Below are 16995 nucleotides of genomic sequence, written 5' to 3' on the forward strand. Positions count from 1 at the left end.
CCGGGCGGGGGCGTTACCACTCACCCGCCCACCGTAGCGCCGCCGCGGCGGGTGGGCTGCGCCCCGCCCACCGGCGGCGGCCCCACCACCCCAGACACCGCGAAACCGACAGGCAGCGGCCCCACCACCCCAGACACAGCGAAACCGACAGGCAGCGGCTCCACCACGCCAGCCACCGCGAAACCGGTAGGCGCCGGACCCACCACGCCAGACACCGCAACGCCGGCAGGCGCCCGGAACGCCGCCGCAAAGCCGCCTGAAACCCCCGCCACGCCGGACAGCCTTGGCGCGCGGGCCAGCGACGGGCTGCGGAAGTGGCGGCGCACCACCGGTGTCACGGCGCGCGGTTACGGGGTGATCGTTGCCGCGGTAGGGCTGCTGGTGGCGGGATTTCGGTATGGCTACCCGGATCTGGCGCTGCTCGGCGCGGCCGCCGGGATCGCGCTGGCGTGCGCAGTGGTGTTCGCGTTCTGGCGGCCCCGGCTCGGCGTCGACCGGGTGGCCGACCCGGACCGGGTTGCTCGCGGCGAAGCGGCTCAGATGACGTTGACCGTGCGGAACACGAGCCGGGTTCGGGCGGCCAACCTGGTCGCATCCGATCGGTGCGGTAACCGGTCGGTGCCCGTGCCGCTGCTGCGGCTTCGGCCGAGGCGGGACACCACCGCCCACTACCCCGTGCCGACCAGCCGGCGGGGTGTGGTGCCGATCGGGCCGCTGCGCGTCACCCGCGGCGACCCCTTGGGGCTGATCACGCTGGCCCGGACGTACGGGGAAATCGCCGAAGTGTGGGTCCATCCGCGGATTCATCTGTTGCGGGCGGTGCCGGCCGGGATGGCCCGCAGTCTCGATGGGCGCATCGACAAGGTGCCGCACGGCACGATCACGTTCGACTCGTTGCGCGAATACGTTGTCGGCGACGAACTGCGGCGGGTGCATTGGCGGTCCAGTGCCAAGGTCGGTGAGCTGATGGTCCGTGAGCAGCTCGACACGTCGGAGCCGACGATTGTGGTGCTGTTGGACGATCGGGCGGCCGCGCATCCTGACGTGCGTGACGGCACCGCCGACTCGTTCGAATCCGCTTGTGAGGCGGCGGCGTCGATTGTGGCTGCCGCCGCCCGGGAGGACATTCCGGTCAGCCTGCACCTGGTGACCGGTGTGGCGTCCGGGCCCTATCTCGACGTGCTAACCCAGGCGGCGCTGGTTGCGGGCGATCTGGCGGCAACCCTTCGGCGCGTACGGGCCCAGCGCCTCGGCGACACGCTGGTGTTCCTCACCGGGCCGGGCGGCCGCGACGATCTGGGTGCGGTGAGCGCGTTGCGCGGGCCCTACCCGGTGGTGATGGCGGGGCTGTTCGGTGACCGCGACGGCGCCCCGGTCTCCGGCGGGGACGGCCTGATCGTCATCGAGGCGGCCGACGGGTCCGAGTTCGCCGCCGCCTGGGACGGGGTGCGGGGATGGTGAGGTGGGTCCGCGCCGGTGTCGTCTCGGTGGCGCTGGCGGGGATGATCGCGCTGTCGGGGGTGGTGCTGGGCCGGGTCTTCGCCGGGTCGTTGCTGCTGGAGCTGATGGCCGGGGCGGCGGTGGGGTCGGTGGGGCTCAGCCTGGCCTGCCGCCGGGTGCCGAACTGGGTCGTGGCGCCGATGTCGGCTGTGCTCATGGCGGCGTACGCGGTGCTGGCGCTGCGGGTGGCGGCCGGGCGGGCCGACATCACCGATCCGCTGGCCGACATCGTGCAGGACAGTGTGCGCAACGGGATTCCGCGGCTGCTGACGGCGATGATTCCGGTCGAGCCGACCCCGGACACGGTGGTGGTGCCGGTGCTCGCGGCCTGGCTGGCGGGGCTGGCGGGGGCCGAGATCGCGGTGCGGGCGGGGCGGGTTCTGCTCGGGCTGCTGCCGGTGGCGGCCCTTTATGGGGGCGCGCTGTATCTGGTCGGGCCCAATGCGGATACGGCCGGGACGCCGACGTTGATTTTCGCCGCGCTGGCGGTCGTGGCGCTGGCGGCCAGTGCCCGTACGGCGCAGCAGCCCGATGTGGGTGGTGACGCCGGAAAAGCCGTACGGGGAAGGGCTTTTGCCGGTGTTGCCGCGGGCATTGTGGCGGTGCTGGCGCTGATGGTGGCGGTCGGGCCGTGGGTGGGCGCAAAGGTCGGGGCTACGCCGGTGGATCCGCGGCAATACGTGGAGCCGCCGCAAGTGGACAGCCTGGACGAGAGTCCGCTCAATCGCATTTCCGGGTGGGCGCTGACGCCGAAAGAGCCGCTGCTGAAGGTGTCGCGGGCGTCGGCCTCGCCGGGAAAGCGGCTGCGGCTGCGATTGGCGGTGCTGCCCGACTACGACGGGGTGACCTGGCGGGTCGGGGCCACGTATCGCAATGCGGGGCGGGTGCTTCCGCCGCAGCCGAAATTGCCGGACACGCAGCTGACCGAAGTGCGCCAGGACGTGATTATCGACGGGCTCACCGGGCGGCTTCTCCCGGTGGTGCCGACGCCTACGGGCGTACAGGGAGCGCGGGTGGCCTTTGACGCCTCGACGGGGACGATGATCCGGCCGGAGGGGCTGACGGCGGGTCTGAAGTATTCGGTGACGTCGCAATTGCAGACGCCGGACCTGAATCTGCTGCCGACCGCGGATTCCCCGTCGGGCGATGCGGTGGCGCGGTATCTGGCGGTGGGCGCGCAGGTTCCGGATGGCATTCAGCGGCTGGCCGATCAGCTGGCCGACGGCAATGGGGCGTCGTTCGATCGGGCCGTGGCCATTGAGGAGTTTCTGGCCGAGCACTATCGCAAGGTCGCCGATGCGCCGAGCGGGCACGCCTATCCGAATCTGAATTTCTTCCTGTTCGGGCCGCGTCAGCAGGGCGGTCAGATGGGCACCTCCGAGCAGTTCGCGGCGTCGTTCGCGTTGCTGGCCCGGCTCACCGGGCTGCCGAGCCGGGTGGTGGTCGGGTTCGACGCGCCGGCGGCGGGCGGCATCGTGACCGCGGCGAGCGCGCTGGCCTGGCCGGAGGTGCTGTTCGACGGGCTGGGGTGGGTGGCGTTCGACCCGATGCCCAAGAGCCGTAATCCGCGACCGGTCGAGGAGGACTTCACACCCAAGCCGTCGAAGCCGCCGACGCCGCCGTCGGAGCCGCCCGCGCCGACGGACACGCCCTCGTCGTCGGGGCCGCCGGCGTTGCTGGCGGCCCCGGAGGGTGGCGGGCCGTCGGCCGCGGTGGTGGTCGGGGGCGCGTCGGGCTCGGTGCTGCTGGTGCTGGTCGCGGCGGCGGGGACGGTCGTGCTGATGCGCCGCTCGCTGCGCCGGCGGCGGCTGACCGCGGGCAGCCCGGACGAGCGGATCACCGGGGCGTGGTCGGAGTTCCGTGACGCGCTGCGGCTGGCCGGGCAGCCGGTGCCGCGGCATCTGGCGGCCAGCGAGGCGGCGGCGTACGCGCAGGAACCGCCGCCACCGAAACGCCTGCGCCGGGCCGCGCCGGAGCCCGCCGCAGGCGACATGCCGCCGCTCGACGAGCTGGTGGCCGGGATCAACACGGTCGGATTCGCTCCGGGCGCCGCCGACGATGGTCAGGCGCACAAGGCCGCGGACCAGGCGATTGCGTACGCGGAGGAGCTGCGCTCGCGTCGCAGCTGGTGGCGGCGTCTGCTGTGGAGCGTCCATCCGGGGCCGCTGCGCTGGCGGTGACGGAATCACCAGATCATGCGCCGCGCCATAATCTGAGATCATGACGGACGTCCGGCTGCAACCCATGACCGAGGACGAGTACGGGCCGTGGCGGGCCGACGCCGAGGCGCACTACGCGCGCAGCGTCGTCGCGTCGGGCCGGTCGGCGCGGGACGCGGACCGCGAGGCCGCCGGCACCTACGCGCGGCTGCTCCCCGACGAGTTCGCCACCCCGGACCACCATTTCTGGTACGCCTACGACGGCGACCGCCGGGTCGGGTTCCTCTGGATCAAGGTCACCGACGGCACCGCGTTCATCTACAACGTCGCCGTCGAACCCGATCTGCGCCGCCAAGGCTACGGCCGCGCGATCATGCTGGCCGCCGAGCGCTGGTGCCACGACCACGGGCTGCGCCGGATCGGTTTGCACGTGTTCGCCCACAACACCGGGGCGCGGGCCCTCTATGAACAGCTGGGCTTCACCGAGACCGGCCGCAACCTGGCCAAGAACCTCGTCTAGAGCTCGATGACGACCTTGCCGTGCACGTGCCGGCCGGCTTGCAGCTCGACCGCGGCGCGGATCTGCTCGACCGGGAAAGTCGCCGCGACGGGCACGCGCAGCCGGCCGGCCGCGACCAGGCGGGCGATGTCCTCGATGGCGCCCGGGGCGGCGTTGGCGCCGTTGGCCGGGGTGATGCCGTCGATCTGGGCCGCGATGGTGGTGATGCGCTTGTCGGGCACGCCGAGTTCTCGTGCCACCCGCGCTGTCTCGGTCCCGTGCAGGTCGACGGCCGCGGTGACACCGCCGGGAGCCAGGGCGCGGATCCGGTCTGCCAGGCCTTCGCCGTACGCGACCGGGTCCGCCCCGAGGGCCCGCAGGGCCGGCGCTGAGGTCGCCGATCCGGTTCCGATCACCCGGGCGCCCGCGAGGCGGGCCAGGTGGACGGCGAACACGCCGACTCCGCCTCCCGCCCCGCCGATGAGCAGGGTGTCGCCGGGGCCTGGGGTGACGACGGCGAGGGCGGCCGCGGCCGTGCAACCCGCAATGGCGAGGGTGGCCGCGGTGCGGTCGTCGACGCCGTCGGGGGTGTGGTGCGCGTCGCCGCCCGCCGCGATGGTTCCGGCCACGTCGATCAGCACGTGGTCGGCGACCGCGCGGGACAGGGCGCCGCCGAACACCCGGTCGCCGGCCGCGAACGCGGTCACGCCGGCACCGACCTGGTCGACGACTCCGGCATAGTCGGTGCCGAACCCGCACGGCAGGCTCAGACCGAACCGGGCGGCGGTCCGGGCGTCGGAGGTCATGAACCAGTCCATCGGGTTCAGGCCGGCCGCGGTGACCCGTATGCGGATCTGCCCGGCGCCTGCTTGTGGTGCGGGGACCTCGCGGAGGCGGAGCATCTCGGGGCCGCCGAACGACTCGTACTGGACCGCTCGGCTCTGTTGCGGGCTCACGTGTTCTCCAAGCGCATCAGACAACCGAAACGGACTATGCTCCGTTTCGACGTTGTCAACGTAGCACAACCGGAGCGTGATCCGTTTTGACGGGAACGGCGGGAACGGCGGGAGCAGAGAGCCGCAGACCGCGGTCGGACGCCAGCCGCAACCGCGAACAGTTGCTGGCCGTGGCCACCCGCTTCTTCGCCTCGGCCGGCACCGAGCCGTCGATGCGCGCGATCGCCCAGGAGGCCGGGGTCGGCATCGCCACCCTCTACCGGCACTTCCCCACCCGCGAGTCGCTGGTCGACGCGGTCTACCGGGACCAGGTCGCGCGGCTCACCGACGGCGCCCGCGAGCTGCTCGCCGAGCTGCCCCCGCCCGCGGCGCTGCGACGGTGGGCGGAGCTGTTCGGGAACTGGATCGCCACCAAGAAGGGCATGCTCGACACCCTGCTCGCCATGATCGAGTCGGGCGAGATCGCCCATGCCCGGACCCAGACCGAGCTGTTCGCGGCCATCGACGCGATCCTCGACGCCGGCCGGGCGACGGGTGAACTGCGCGCCGACGTCACCGCCGAGGACATCGCCGCCAACCTCATCGGCATCTTCACCGTGGCCCACCCGCACGAGCACGAAGCGAGGGCGGCCCGCCTGCTGACCATCATGATGGACGGGCTGCGTTCCCCGTCCTGAAGGATTCCGCCCCGGAAGCATCGCTCACGAAGTCGGCCTGCAGATCGGTGTACCCGGGATGGCCGGACACGGAGAACTGGTCGCGCCCGCCCCGCTTGGCCGAGTAGAGCGCCGCGTCGGCCCGGGCCGTCAGCTGCTCGGCCGACTCGCCCCCGGTCCACTGGGCCAGCCCGGCCGAAAAGGTCTGCCCGTTCGGTGTCGCCTCCTGCAGGCGGTCCATGATCACTGCCGCGTCCTTGAGCCGGCAGTGCATGATCAGGCCGAACTCCTCGCCGCCGTAGCGGGCGATCAGGTCACCGGCCCGCAGTTGCTGCTGCCAGGCGAAGGTGGCGTGGCGCAGCAGCTCGTCGCCGGCCGGATGGCCGAACATGTCGTTGTAGCGCTTGAAGTGGTCCAGATCGATCAGGCCGACCACCAGCGTGCCCCCGGACCGGCGGGCGACGGCGAGCCGGCGATCGAGTTCGGCGTCCCAGGCCCGGCGGTTAGGGATGCCGGTGAGACCGTCGAGATACGCCAGCGACTCGAGCTGGTGGGCCTGGTCCTGCACGGTGCGGATCAGCCCGAGGATCCGCACGATCAGCAGCAGGAAGACGACGATGGAACAGATCGACGCGGCCATCCAGTCGGTCGTGCCGTCGGTGAGCAGGCCGTCGGCGATGAGCTGCACCGGGCTGAGCAGGCAGGCCGAGCTGATCAGCAGCACCCGCCGCGGGGTGATGCCGGCGGCGGGCGGACGGTCGATGCTGCCGACCCGCACCATGGACGGGTGCAGCGCGGCGCCACCGAGCAGCAGCGCGCTGAACACGAACGCGGGCGCCAGTGCGGTGGTGCTGGCGCCGTGCGACAACTGCCAGATCAAGCCGACGTGGGCCAGGCCCTGGACACCGAGGGAGGCGGCGAGCTGCCAGAAGCCCGGGCCGCGCCGGACGGCCGAGGTGAACATCCGGATGACCCCGGCCAGCAGGAGCAGATCGGCCAGCGGGTACGCGACGCTGACGAGCCGGGTCTCGAGCGGCATGGCCGGGCCGATCAGGTCGCGCAGGAACAGCATCCAGACGCCGAGCCCGAGACCACCGGTGACCATCAGCGTGTCCAGGACGCCGGCCCGGTCACGGCGCCACGACAGGCCGTCGACCAGCAGCATCAGACCGGCCAGCCACAGCGGGTAGCAGGCCAGGAAGAGAAGGTCGGCCGACGACGGGAACGGCACCCCGCCGTGAACCAGGTAGACCGAGACGATGACGTTACCGGCCCCGCCGACCACGGTCATGATCAGCAGAAGAATCCAGGGCAACCTGCGTGGCGGCCGGTTCACCTTGATGCCGACGCCGATGGCGGCCATGGTCAACAGCGGATAGACGTACGTCACCAGGGCCGCCGCCGTCGACCCCTCGGCCACGACGACCCGGACGATCGTCAGGACGACACTGACCGCGCAGTAACCGATCCACAGCCGGCGGACCCCCGAGAACGCCACGATCATCACATCGGTCCCCCACCGCGGAAACTGAGACCGGTTTGTCCCGGCCGCTACGCTCCCCGGTGACCACGCTGCAGCGCCTGCGGTTCCGCGCCAGTCACCTTCCCGCTGTCCGCGACGGCAGCAAGCGGGTGACAATGCGCTTCGAGGATCCCGTACGCGCCGGCCCGGCCCTGCTGGTCTTCGAGTCCGACGACGAGGTGGTCCTGCCCCGGCCGGATCACCTCAGCCGTGACGCGACGCCTCGACAGCATCACCGACGCCGAGGCCCGCGAGGACGGCTTCGCCCGCGCCGCCGACGTCCTGCCCGGCCTGCGGAACTACTACCCGCGCCTGCAATCAGACAGTGAGGTGGTCATTGTCCGATTCGAGGTGCACGGGGACGGCTGAACCGGCGCGAAGCATGCATGCGAGGCTGAAGCGTCCGGCCACACGGTGTGGTGCCGGCTGAGCAGGAGGTACCGCGGTGGAGTACACACGGCTGGGCCGCACCGGGCTCCGGTGAGCCGGATCGGGCTGGGGTGCATGAGCTACGGGCGGGCGGCGGCCGGCATGCACCAGTGGACCCTGGACGAGGACGCCGCGGCGCCGTTCTTCCGGCAGGCCGTCGAGCTCGGGGTGACGTTCTGGGACACCGCGAACGTCTACCAGGGTGGCACCTCGGAGGAGTTCGTCGGGTGGGCGATCTCCCGGTACTCGCGCCGGGAGGACATCGTGCTGGCCACCAAGGTCAGCGGGAAGATGCACGACGGGCCGGGCGGCAGCGGCCTGTCCCGCAAGGCGATCCTGGAGCAGGCCGAGGCCTCGCTGCAACGGCTGGGCACCGACTACATCGACGTCTACTACATCCACCGCTTCGACCCCGAGACGCCGGTCGAGGAGACCATGCAGGCCCTCGACAACCTCGTCCGGGCCGGCAAGGTCCGCTATCTCGGTGCTTCGTCGATGGGGGCCTGGCAGTTCGCCAAGGCGGAGCACGCCGCCGACCGGCACGGCTGGACCACGTTCCCGGCGATGCAGGACCAGTACAACGTGCTCAAACGCGAGGAAGAGCGCGACATGATCCCGATGTGCCTCGACCAAGGTGTCGGCCTGACCCCCTACTCGCCGCTGGCCAAGGGCCGCGCCGCCCGGCCCTGGGGTCAGCAGACGGCGCGGTCGTCCTCGGACAACGTGGCCAAGGCGTTCGACCGCGACGTCGACGAGGAGGTGGTGCACGCGATCCAGCAGGTCGCCGAGGCCCGGGGCGTCGCGATGGCCCAGGTGGCGCTGGCCTGGGTGCTGTCCAAGCCGGTCGTCTCCTGCCCGATCGTGGGCGCCACCAAGCCGCATCACCTGCAGGATGCCGTCGCGGCGGGCGCGAGGACGATGGTCTTGCCGGGCAGTTCGCCCGCGCCGGCCTGGGCGTGCAGTGCGGGCAGGTCGGCCAGGGCCACTCGCTGGGCAACCTCGACGCGCAACTCCCCGGTGCTGACGCGGGCGGCCAGGTCGGCGAGCTGGTCGGCGTCACTGCGGACGAACAGGTCGATGCCGCGCACGTTGCGCTGCGGGTCGGAAGGGGCAGGCATCCAGACGGTGGTGTTGACGAGGGTGCCGCCGTCACGGATCAGCGGGACCAGAGCGGCCAGCTGTTGCGGGGTGACCGGGGCGAGGTTGAGCACGAGGTCGACCGGCTCGGTCACCGCCGCGGTCACGTCGGTGGCGGTGTGGTCGATCACCTCGTCGGCGCCGGCGGCTTCGACCCGCGCGGCGCTGCGGGGGCCGGCCGTGCCGATGACGTGGGCGCCGGCCTCCTTGGCCAGCTGCACGGCGTATCCACCGACCGCTCCCCCGGCGCCGTTGATCAGCACACGCTGGCCGGCGGTCAGGTTGCCGTGGTCGAACAGTGCCTGCCACGCGGTCAAGCCGACCAGGGGCAGGGCCGCCGCGTCGGCCAGCGGAAGGTTCTTGGGCGCCCCCGTCAGGATGTCGGCCGGCGCGATCACGAACTCGGCGGCCGCCCCGGCCCCCGCCATCGGCAGAAAGCCGACGACCCGGTCGCCGACCGCGACCTCGTCCACGTCGTCACCGAGCGCGTCGACCGTGCCGGCGACATCGATGCCCGGCGTGTGCGGAAGCTGGACCGGGATCGGGCCCTGCATGAAGCCCGCCCGGATGTTGCCGTCGACGCCGTTGAACGACGTCGCGGCGACCCGGATCCGGACCTGACCGGCGCCGGGGGTGGGCTGCTCGACGTCCTCGTAGCGCAGGACCTCGGGACCGCCGAACTCGTGGAAACGTACTGCCTTCATTACTGAGCCTGCCTTCGTGAGCGCCGTGGACGTCACCCAATCTGGCAGGATCTGCCGCGGTCAGCCTGGGCCAGTCCGGCCCACCTTGACGATGGCCGGTTCCTCCGTGCTGACGATCTCCGCGAGACGCGCCGCGTCGGCCGAGCCGGGCGCCGCGGTGAGCACCAGAGCCGCGAGATCGTCGCCGGGGATGGCGAGCAGGCTGCCGACGAGCGTGACGGCGCGGCCGTCGGGATGAAGGAACGAGGCACTGCTTTCGTACGCCGCCACCGGTCGCGGCGCGCGCCACAGGGTGTCGAACCGGCGGCTCCGGCTACGCATCTCGTCCACCAGCGCGGCCAGCGACGAGTCGGCGGGGTAGCGCAACAGCGCATTCCTCAACTGGGCGACGAGGACCGCCTGATGGTCGGTGGCGTCGGCCGCGGACTGCTGGAAACCACTGAACGGATCACAGAACGTACGCCAGGCAATGTTCCACTCCCAGGGATCGCCGGTGAGTTCCCAGTGCCCCAGGGCCAGGAACGCGCTGTTGACCGCGATCAGATTCATCGCCGCGTCGGAGACGAACATCGGAGTGTCCGTGAACCGCTCGAGCAGCCGCATCGCGCCCGGACCGACCTCGTTCGGCACCTGGCCGTCCGCGGCGGCGTACCCGGCCAGCGCGCAGAGCCTTTCGTACTCCGCCCGCCCCACTCGCAACGCACGAGCGATGGCGTTCACCACCCCGGCCGACGGATGGCTGCGGCCCTGCTCCAACCGGCGCACGTAGTCCGCCGACATGCCCGCCAGCTCGCCGAGTTCCTCGCGCCGCAACCCTTGCACCCTGCGGCGGCCGACCGGTAGCCCGACCGCGGCAGGGGCCGTACTCTCCCGCAACTGGCGCACCGCCGCGCCGAAATCGTCACGATTCACGGCTCAAGTGTGCCCGGAAGATCAAGTCGGCCCGGGATTCGAGCCTCAGCAGCCGGCGGCGGTGCGCTTCTTGTACACGTACACCGCGTAGGTGGTGAAGCCGCCGATGTAGTGGGTGCCCGCGGGCAGGTCGGGCGTCTGGCGGTGGAAGGGGCCGCCGTAGTCCGACCGGTACTGCTGGGTGCAGTAGCCCGGGCCGGTGTACCAGCCGGCGGTGGTGCTCCAATCGTCCAGGGTGCTGGTGCCGGGCTGGATCGTCGTGTCGTGGGTGCCGTACGTGTAGTCGTAGTCGCGCAGGTGGATCACGCCGAGAGCGACCTTGCTCTCCTTCTCGTTCCAGATGAAGTTGGCCGGGTCCTCGGCGACGCGGGCGTTCAGCATGGCCAGGGTGGCCGCCGGCATCATGTCGGGCGTGACGCCCGGCGCGGCGGCGTGGGCCGGGGCGGCGGCGCCGGCGATCAGCGGGATCGCGGCGAGAGCAGCAGCCAGTTTCCTCATGGATGTCTCCTTCAACAGCCGATGTGCTGGACATCCATAGGCTGGCGTCACTTCCCTGTGGAATTGTTGTGGCCCGCCCCGTTTAGTCTCGGCTCATGGTCAATCGTCGGCAGTACGTGCGATATCGGCAGGACCGGGCCGTGCTGGCGGCGCTCGGCACTCGTGTGGAGCCGCAGGTCGGCCGGGTCACGGTGCGGTTGCCGCGATCGCTGGCCGAGCAGGCGGTCGCGGCCTGGAACCGCGACGAACAGGGCGACATCGGCGACGAGAGCCGCGAAGAATACGAACTTCGCGACGATGCCGCCGAACTCGCCCTGATCGGCTCGGCGGTCAGCGAGCGAGGCGTACGCGACGGCGACGACATCGTTGTCGAGCTGGACGTCGTGCAGGTCGCCGCCGCGATACGAGCCGCGCAGCAGGGATCAGAGTTCGTTCAGCCGGGCAGCGACAAGACCGTGGACCGTACGGGACAGTGAGGCGTCCTCGACATTCCCCACCCGGTCGGAGACGTCCGCCCATTCCAGCAGCGCCGAGCAGACCCGATGCCACTGCGCGCTCGACAGCGTGACGGAGACGATCTGCTCCGTCGGTGGCCAGTTCGGCGTCCCGTTCGTCACCTGATCGCGGCCCGCGGCCCGGATCGCGTTACAGGCAACGACGACGCGCTGCGGGTCGCCGTTCTCCGCCGCCACGCTGACCTCACTGTCCAGGGTCCCGTCGATGATCTGCCACTGCCTTGTGGTCAGCTCGACCGTGACGTCCGGCGTACGGCTCGGCGATGCCGTCGGCAACTCGACACGTCGGCCCATCCCCATTTCGGGAGCAGAGTCGTCGGTAATCATGGCGAAGGCACCGGCCGGCACCCCGTCCAGCGTCGCCACTCGGGACGCCACTTCCAGGAGCGTCGGTTCGTCCGCCTCGGCGATGAAGAAGACGTACACCTCGCCGAACTCCTCACCGTCGTCGTAGACCGCGGCCTCCTCCAGGTCAACCAGGAACTCCTCCACCTCCTCGATCCATTCGATCGGGTGCGGTTGCGTACCGGCCTCGACCTCCTCGGAACTGGGCAGCGGAACATGAATCTCGACAAGAAGCGCCATGACGCCATGCTCTCGCAGCCGTCGTCTCGCCTGTGCGCCCGGCTGCCCCGGCGGGGATGACACGGGCGCCTACGCTGCCCCGGGTGAGCACGAAGTTGATCAGATGGCGGCGCCGGGTCGTCGTTCTCGGTTTGGTGCTGGTGCTGCTGGTCAGCGCGCCCTGGATCTGGACGACGGCGGCAGCCACCGGCCACGTCCACGACGCGGCCGACGCCCCGGCCGCCGACGTGGTCATCGTGCTGGGAACGACCGTCGGCGCCAGCGGGCAACCGGAGGCCCGCCTGGCCGGACGCCTGCAGACCGCCGCCGAACTGGTCAAGACGGGCCGGGCCCGGGCGGTGCTCGTCTCCGGCGACGGCGGCGGCCTGTCCGGCGACGAACCGGCCGCGATGACGGCCTACCTGACCGGGCCGTTGGGGCTCGACCCGGCCCGCGTGGTGGCCGACCGCGACGGGCTCGACACCTACGACTCCTGCCTTCGAGCCCGAGACGTGTACGGGGTGCGACGCGCCCTGATCGTCACCCAGTCCTACCACCTGTCCCGCGCGGTGACGCTCTGCCGCAGCCTGGACCTCGACGTGGACGGCGTCCGGGCCCGATGCGACGGCTGCGGCACGACCCTGCTGGCCGAGAAGGCCGTACGCGACTACTTCGCCAGCGGCAAGGCCGCCTGGGACGCCATCCGGCAGCGGCCGCCCGCGGTCACCTCACCGCCGAACGCCGCGCTCCAGGCCGCCCTGTCCAGCCCGTGACAGCGACCGGCGTCAATCTTTGCCGCCTGTCCGGACGCCTGACGCGGCCTTCTCGTGGGATCGTGAGGCGGTGCTTTACGACGCCGAAGACCTCCGGACGGTTCGCGGCCTGCTGGGCGTCCGGGATGCCGAGAAAGACGCCCGCACTCTCCTGAGCGAGCAGTACGCCGCCCTGGAACACAAGGATCCCGATCCTCGACTGGATCTGGACTACGTCATCATGTCCCGAGCGCTGCAATGGGGCGCGGAGGCCGCCCTGACCGGCGTGATCGGAAACGCCATCTACGACGGCGTCAAGAGTGCGTTGCTCGGGTTCGTACGCAGACGTCGCCGGAACAGCGAGGCCGCCCTCGACGCGGACGAAGCCAAGGCGTTCGCGCTCTACGTTCTGGCCTACCTGATCGTGAACCGCAGAGCAGATTCCTCCCTGTGGGTGGGCGAGCCGGCTGAGGCGACCACCATCGAAAGAGAAGGCGACCACTGGATCTGCCGGTTCGAAAAAGAAAGCTTCGCCCAGTACACGGAGAAGAAACGCCTGGCCCGCGACCGGAAACTCGGTGCCGTCTGGACCAGCCGGATCGACATCAGAATCGACGTAGGCAACCCGACCATTCCCGGCTCCCATTACCGATCAGGTACGGAGTTGCGGCCGGCGACCTCCGTGGAGGCCCGGCTGAGCACACATGGCTCTTTCCCCCGCACCTATGACAGCCGGGTGCAGCAGCAGGGCTTGGGCACACATCAGGAAACCGAGTGGAAGCTCGTGGGGACGCCGCCGCGAGCTGTTGACGGGGGCAGCGGGTGCGGCATTTAAAAGGCTTTGACTGTCGCCCGGCTGAGGCGGTTCCGAGCCACTGCCTCACCGTGGAGTAGCCGCTGTGGGGACTTCGACGCCGGTCACCCAGGTGAACCCGTACAACCCCGCCCCGCCCCAGACGAAGAGGTCAGTGCCGTCGGCGCTCCACTTGACGCCGGTGGCCGTGGTGCGTAGGGGCATCCGGGCGGCCGGGCGGGCCGGGTGCAGGTCGTACACCCGGAGTTCGCCGTTGTCGGGACAGGTGCTGCTCGGCAGGCCGCCGCTGAGTGCGGCGAGCCACCGGCCGCCGGGCGACACGGCCAGGGAGACGATGCCGAGCCGGTCCCGCCGGTGGTCGTCGGCGACCAGGTGGCGCAGGTCGGCCGGCAGACCGTCCCAGATACGGAGCAGCGATTGCCCGTTGACGGAGTAACCGCCGGAGTAGGACGGCTGGGCAGCGGGGGCGTCGCTCACGGCGCAGGGTTCGCCGGTGCGGGCGTCCCAGACGTAGTCGATGTAGGGCGACAACGGCCCGTGGGCCGCTCCGAGCCGGTCGCCGTCGGCGCTCACGGTCAGTGCCGCTATCTCCATCTCGCTGGCCAGCACGTGCCGGCGGGCGCCGGTGGCCAGGTCCCAGATCTCCACCGCCCGCCTGGCTTGGGTGCAGACGGCCAGCCAGGAACCGTCGGGCGCGGCGACGATCGGAGCCGTGCCCTCGGGCACGACCAGGCGCGGGTGGCCGCTGACCGGATCCCAGACGTGCACCGGGGCCGTTCCGCCGCCCGCGGCCAGCCAGGATCCGTCGGCCGGTGCGGCCAGTTGTCGTCCCCGGCCGACAGCAGCCGGCCAGGTGTGCAGGACACGGCCGGTCGCCGCGTCCCACAGGTGCACGCCGTCGAGCGTGCCGGCGGCCAGCCACGTCGGACCGGCCGCGACGGAGATGACATCACGGGGCACGGGAAGCCGGGTCCGCGGCGTGCTGGCGTGCCGCTCCCAGATCCGCACGCCGTCGCGATGCGCCGTGGCGAACCACGAACCGGAGATCACCAGGTCGCGTACGGGGAGAACTTGTGCCGGCTCGCCGCCGGGCCTGGTGCCCGCGGGATCCAGCAGATCGACCGCGCCGGTGGCGCCGGTGGCCATCCAGGAACCGTCCGGCGCGACCACGAGCGAACGAACCCAAGACGTGCCCGGCAACCAGCCCCGGGATGCGCCCGTCCGCGGATCCCACAACCGCACCCGGGAAGCGGGGCTCTCGCCGGCGGCGGCAAGCCAGGATCCGTCCGGCGCGACCGCGAGGACCACGGCCCCGGACCCGTCCGCCGGGAACTCATGTCGAAGCCGGCCGTCGCCGGCGCCCCACAGCCGCACCGGGCGGCCCGTGAAGGCGACGGCGAGCCAGGAACTGTCCGGGGCGACGACGACGGCCCGCACCTCTTCGCCCGGTGCAGAGCCGGATGAACCGGCCGACGGCAGCTCACGCCACTCGCCGCTGTCCGGATCGACCAGGTGCACCCCACTCGCGCCGGCGGCGGCGAGCCAGGACCCGTCCGGTGCCACCACCAGATGGGTGACGCCCGCTACAGGCGCCATCCAACGCCGGTTCCCGGTTCGCGCGTCCCAGATCCGCACCCCGTGCGCACCGGCTCCGGCCACCCAGCGGCCATCCGGCCCGGCCACGAGCGCCTCGACGGATTCGCCCCGCGCGCTCATCGCGCGCCGCTGCCGGCCAGTACGCGCGTCGTACACCCGTACCGTGCCGGCCCCCTCGACCACGGCGAGCCACGTCCCGTCCGGGGAGATCACCGGCAGCCGGCCGGTGATCTCGTGCCGCACCCGGCCGGTCCGCACGTCGCAGAGCTGCACGCGCTCGTCGCCGCCGACCGCCATCCACGTGCCGTCCGCGGCAACCACGATCGGGCCCGGTAGCTCCGTCTCGATCTCGCGCAGCCGGCGGCCGGTCGCCGGATCCCACAACGCGGTGCGGCTGGGCAGGCACCAGCCGTCACAGGAGGCAGCGATCCAGGAGCCGTCGGGGGCGACAGCCAGCGACGAAACGGTGCCGGCTTCGATGACGCCGAGATCGATGTGGCGCAGCAGCGCGGGCGACTCGGAGTCGGGCGGCGGCCACCGTACGGCCAGATGCGGGACGGGCAGACCGGCGGTGTCGTCGCCCGACTCGACGAGGCCGGCCAGCCGGGCGGCCAGCACCGGCCCCAAGGTCCGAGCGTCACGGACCCGACCGAGAACGGTCTCATCGTCGCGCAGCACCCGGGCGAGCACGGCCAGGCGCCGGTCGGAGCCGTCGGCCGCCCTGGCCTCGGCCACGTCAACCGCCAGTGCGGACAGGCCCTCGGTGGCGATTCGCCGGCACATCCGGCGCACATCGGCCGGGTCCACCCCGGGTGACAGACGCACCGAACCGCCCAGGCACCGATGGATCGCCTCGTGCAGCCGTGGACCGTCCTCCTCCAGCAGACCGCTTTCCACCAGCTCCAGAAGCGGCATCCGGTTCTCGTCCACCGGAATGTCGCGGTCGGGCGGAAACGAGGCGAGCGCTCGGAAGTAGTCGCGGACCTCCGGCCGCAGGAAACCGAGCAACACCGAGACGGCCGAGGACACCGGGTCGGGCCCGCCGGACGGCACCACGGCCTCGGCCTCGTCGCGATCCAGCAGCCGCTGGTACGCCTGACCGAAGATGCGGGCGGCGAGCACGAGTTGAAGAGGACGGTCCCCGGCGCGGGCCGCCAGCCGGTCCGCGGGGGCCCCGGCGGCATGCCGATCAATCAACGCCACCGACTCCGCGCGGTCCATCGGCTCCATCGGCACCACCACGGTCTTCCGGGGCAGCACCGAGGCGTCAGCCGCAATGAACAGCAGCGACGCCGACCGCAGCCGGCGCAGCAGGGCGAACTGATCGGCATCGCGCAGGTCGTCGACGACGATCAGCGTCTGCCGGCCGGCGGCCCGGTCGAGAGCAGCCAGGGCTCGCTCGGGATCGGCTCGGTCGTGCGGCTCGCCACCCAGCGCATGCACCGTACGCATCACCTGGCGGGTCAGGTCGGCGGCGGCCGGAGAGTCGCTCCACCACAGATGAGCGGGCACCGCGGGCGGCCGGCCCAGCGCGATCCAGCCGATGCCGCCGGGATACCGCTCGAGGACGTCGGGCCGCATGCACAGCCGGCGGACGAGCGTAGTGCGCCCCGAGCCGAGCGGCCCGACCAGACCGACGACCTGCGACTCGAGGGCCTTGACCAGCCGGGACTCGAGCACCGGGCGAGGCACCGCGTACGGCGCCGGCCTCACCCGCCACGGCGCTGAGCTGCGGTCGCCAAGATAAGTCACGGGCGTCACCCTAATGTGGCCGTCCCGGCG

At 71.7% G+C, this 16995-nt stretch carries 15 protein-coding genes and 1 pseudogene; 9 read left to right on the forward strand and 7 right to left on the reverse strand.

Translation table 11 applies throughout. From position 1 onward, the window contains the following. Nucleotides 1-306: 306 nt before the first annotated feature. Genes ACZ3I4_RS08130 through ACZ3I4_RS08140 form a run of 3 tightly spaced genes read left to right on the forward strand, consistent with a single transcriptional unit; the run spans nt 307 to nt 4179 of the window. Nucleotides 307-1461, forward strand: a complete 1155-nt coding sequence (locus ACZ3I4_RS08130) for a DUF58 domain-containing protein (RefSeq protein WP_465381836.1) — start codon at nt 307-309, stop codon at nt 1459-1461. Then, nucleotides 1455-3680, forward strand: a complete 2226-nt coding sequence (locus ACZ3I4_RS08135; RefSeq protein ID WP_465381168.1) for a transglutaminase TgpA family protein — start codon at nt 1455-1457, stop codon at nt 3678-3680. Before ACZ3I4_RS08130 ends, ACZ3I4_RS08135 begins: the two co-directional genes overlap by 7 nt. A gap of 40 nt (nt 3681-3720) precedes the next feature. Continuing rightward, entirely contained in the window at nt 3721-4179 is a 459-nt protein-coding gene (locus ACZ3I4_RS08140) for a GNAT family N-acetyltransferase (RefSeq protein ID WP_465381169.1), read from the forward strand. On the opposite strand, the gene ACZ3I4_RS08145 is transcribed toward ACZ3I4_RS08140, so the two are convergent. After that, entirely contained in the window at nt 4176-5114 is a 939-nt protein-coding gene (locus tag ACZ3I4_RS08145) for an NADP-dependent oxidoreductase (protein WP_465381170.1), read from the reverse strand. The genes ACZ3I4_RS08140 and ACZ3I4_RS08145 overlap by 4 nt on opposite strands. 170 nt (nt 5115-5284) lie before the next feature. Here ACZ3I4_RS08145 and ACZ3I4_RS08150 point away from each other — a divergent pair, with 170 nt between their 5' ends. Continuing rightward, a complete protein-coding gene (locus tag ACZ3I4_RS08150) occupies nt 5285-5791 on the forward strand; it encodes a TetR/AcrR family transcriptional regulator (protein ID WP_465381171.1) in 507 nt (168 codons plus the stop codon). On the opposite strand, the gene ACZ3I4_RS08155 is transcribed toward ACZ3I4_RS08150, so the two are convergent. Next, nucleotides 5760-7274 carry a GGDEF domain-containing protein gene (locus ACZ3I4_RS08155; RefSeq protein ID WP_465381172.1) on the reverse strand — a complete coding sequence of 505 codons (1515 nt, stop codon included), beginning with the start codon at nt 7272-7274 and terminating at the stop codon, nt 5760-5762. The two genes, ACZ3I4_RS08150 and ACZ3I4_RS08155, sit on opposite strands and share 32 nt — an antisense overlap. Before the next feature lie 228 nt (nt 7275-7502). Between ACZ3I4_RS08155 and ACZ3I4_RS08160 the strand changes: the two genes are divergently transcribed. Then, nucleotides 7503-7661 (forward strand): hypothetical protein, encoded by a 159-nt coding sequence (locus ACZ3I4_RS08160; RefSeq protein ID WP_465381173.1) that lies wholly within the window; start codon nt 7503-7505, stop codon nt 7659-7661. Between the two features lie 162 nt (nt 7662-7823). Next, a pseudogene (locus tag ACZ3I4_RS08165) lies at nt 7824-8573 on the forward strand (aldo/keto reductase); the annotation flags it as partial. Between the two features lie 29 nt (nt 8574-8602). Here the strand turns inward: ACZ3I4_RS08165 and ACZ3I4_RS08170 are convergent. Genes ACZ3I4_RS08170 through ACZ3I4_RS08180 form a run of 3 tightly spaced genes read right to left on the reverse strand, consistent with a single transcriptional unit; the run spans nt 8603 to nt 10972 of the window. Further along, nucleotides 8603-9562: an NADP-dependent oxidoreductase gene (locus ACZ3I4_RS08170; RefSeq protein WP_465381174.1), complete on the reverse strand. Its 960-nt coding sequence runs from the start codon at nt 9560-9562 to the stop codon at nt 8603-8605. A 60-nt stretch (nt 9563-9622) separates the two neighbouring features. Then, nucleotides 9623-10474, reverse strand: coding sequence for a helix-turn-helix domain-containing protein (locus ACZ3I4_RS08175; RefSeq protein ID WP_465381175.1), 852 nt, complete (start codon nt 10472-10474; stop codon nt 9623-9625). A 45-nt stretch (nt 10475-10519) separates the two neighbouring features. Continuing rightward, complete coding sequence (locus ACZ3I4_RS08180) at nt 10520-10972, reverse strand: hypothetical protein (RefSeq protein WP_465381176.1); 453 nt, start codon at nt 10970-10972, stop codon at nt 10520-10522. A gap of 95 nt (nt 10973-11067) precedes the next feature. Between ACZ3I4_RS08180 and ACZ3I4_RS08185 the strand changes: the two genes are divergently transcribed. Further along, nucleotides 11068-11448: a hypothetical protein gene (locus ACZ3I4_RS08185; protein ID WP_465381177.1), complete on the forward strand. Its 381-nt coding sequence runs from the start codon at nt 11068-11070 to the stop codon at nt 11446-11448. On the opposite strand, the gene ACZ3I4_RS08190 is transcribed toward ACZ3I4_RS08185, so the two are convergent. Continuing rightward, nucleotides 11395-12072 carry a hypothetical protein gene (locus tag ACZ3I4_RS08190; protein ID WP_465381178.1) on the reverse strand — a complete coding sequence of 226 codons (678 nt, stop codon included), beginning with the start codon at nt 12070-12072 and terminating at the stop codon, nt 11395-11397. The two genes, ACZ3I4_RS08185 and ACZ3I4_RS08190, sit on opposite strands and share 54 nt — an antisense overlap. An 83-nt stretch (nt 12073-12155) precedes the next feature. On the opposite strand from ACZ3I4_RS08190, the gene ACZ3I4_RS08195 reads away from it, so the two are divergent. Then, nucleotides 12156-12824: a SanA/YdcF family protein gene (locus tag ACZ3I4_RS08195; RefSeq protein WP_465381179.1), complete on the forward strand. Its 669-nt coding sequence runs from the start codon at nt 12156-12158 to the stop codon at nt 12822-12824. Between the two features lie 70 nt (nt 12825-12894). Next, nucleotides 12895-13638: a hypothetical protein gene (locus ACZ3I4_RS08200; protein WP_465381180.1), complete on the forward strand. Its 744-nt coding sequence runs from the start codon at nt 12895-12897 to the stop codon at nt 13636-13638. A gap of 45 nt (nt 13639-13683) precedes the next feature. On the opposite strand, the gene ACZ3I4_RS08205 is transcribed toward ACZ3I4_RS08200, so the two are convergent. Then, nucleotides 13684-16965 (reverse strand): hypothetical protein, encoded by a 3282-nt coding sequence (locus ACZ3I4_RS08205; protein ID WP_465381181.1) that lies wholly within the window; start codon nt 16963-16965, stop codon nt 13684-13686. Nucleotides 16966-16995: the final 30 nt, after the last annotated feature.

This window comes from Actinoplanes sp. NPDC021490 (assembly GCF_055562135.1).

Excerpts from the sequence above, each read along its gene's own strand:
- ACZ3I4_RS08185 (WP_465381177.1), top strand. The coding sequence starts at position 11,068 with ATGGTCAATCGTCGGCAGTACGTGCGATATCGGCAGGACCGGGCCGTG.
- ACZ3I4_RS08135 (WP_465381168.1), top strand. The coding sequence starts at position 1,455 with ATGGTGAGGTGGGTCCGCGCCGGTGTCGTCTCGGTGGCGCTGGCGGGG.
- ACZ3I4_RS08170 (WP_465381174.1), bottom strand. The coding sequence starts at position 9,562 with ATGAAGGCAGTACGTTTCCACGAGTTCGGCGGTCCCGAGGTCCTGCGC.
- ACZ3I4_RS08190 (WP_465381178.1), bottom strand. The coding sequence starts at position 12,072 with ATGGCGCTTCTTGTCGAGATTCATGTTCCGCTGCCCAGTTCCGAGGAG.
- ACZ3I4_RS08155 (WP_465381172.1), bottom strand. The coding sequence starts at position 7,274 with ATGATCGTGGCGTTCTCGGGGGTCCGCCGGCTGTGGATCGGTTACTGC.
- ACZ3I4_RS08140 (WP_465381169.1), top strand. The coding sequence starts at position 3,721 with ATGACGGACGTCCGGCTGCAACCCATGACCGAGGACGAGTACGGGCCG.
- ACZ3I4_RS08180 (WP_465381176.1), bottom strand. The coding sequence starts at position 10,972 with ATGAGGAAACTGGCTGCTGCTCTCGCCGCGATCCCGCTGATCGCCGGC.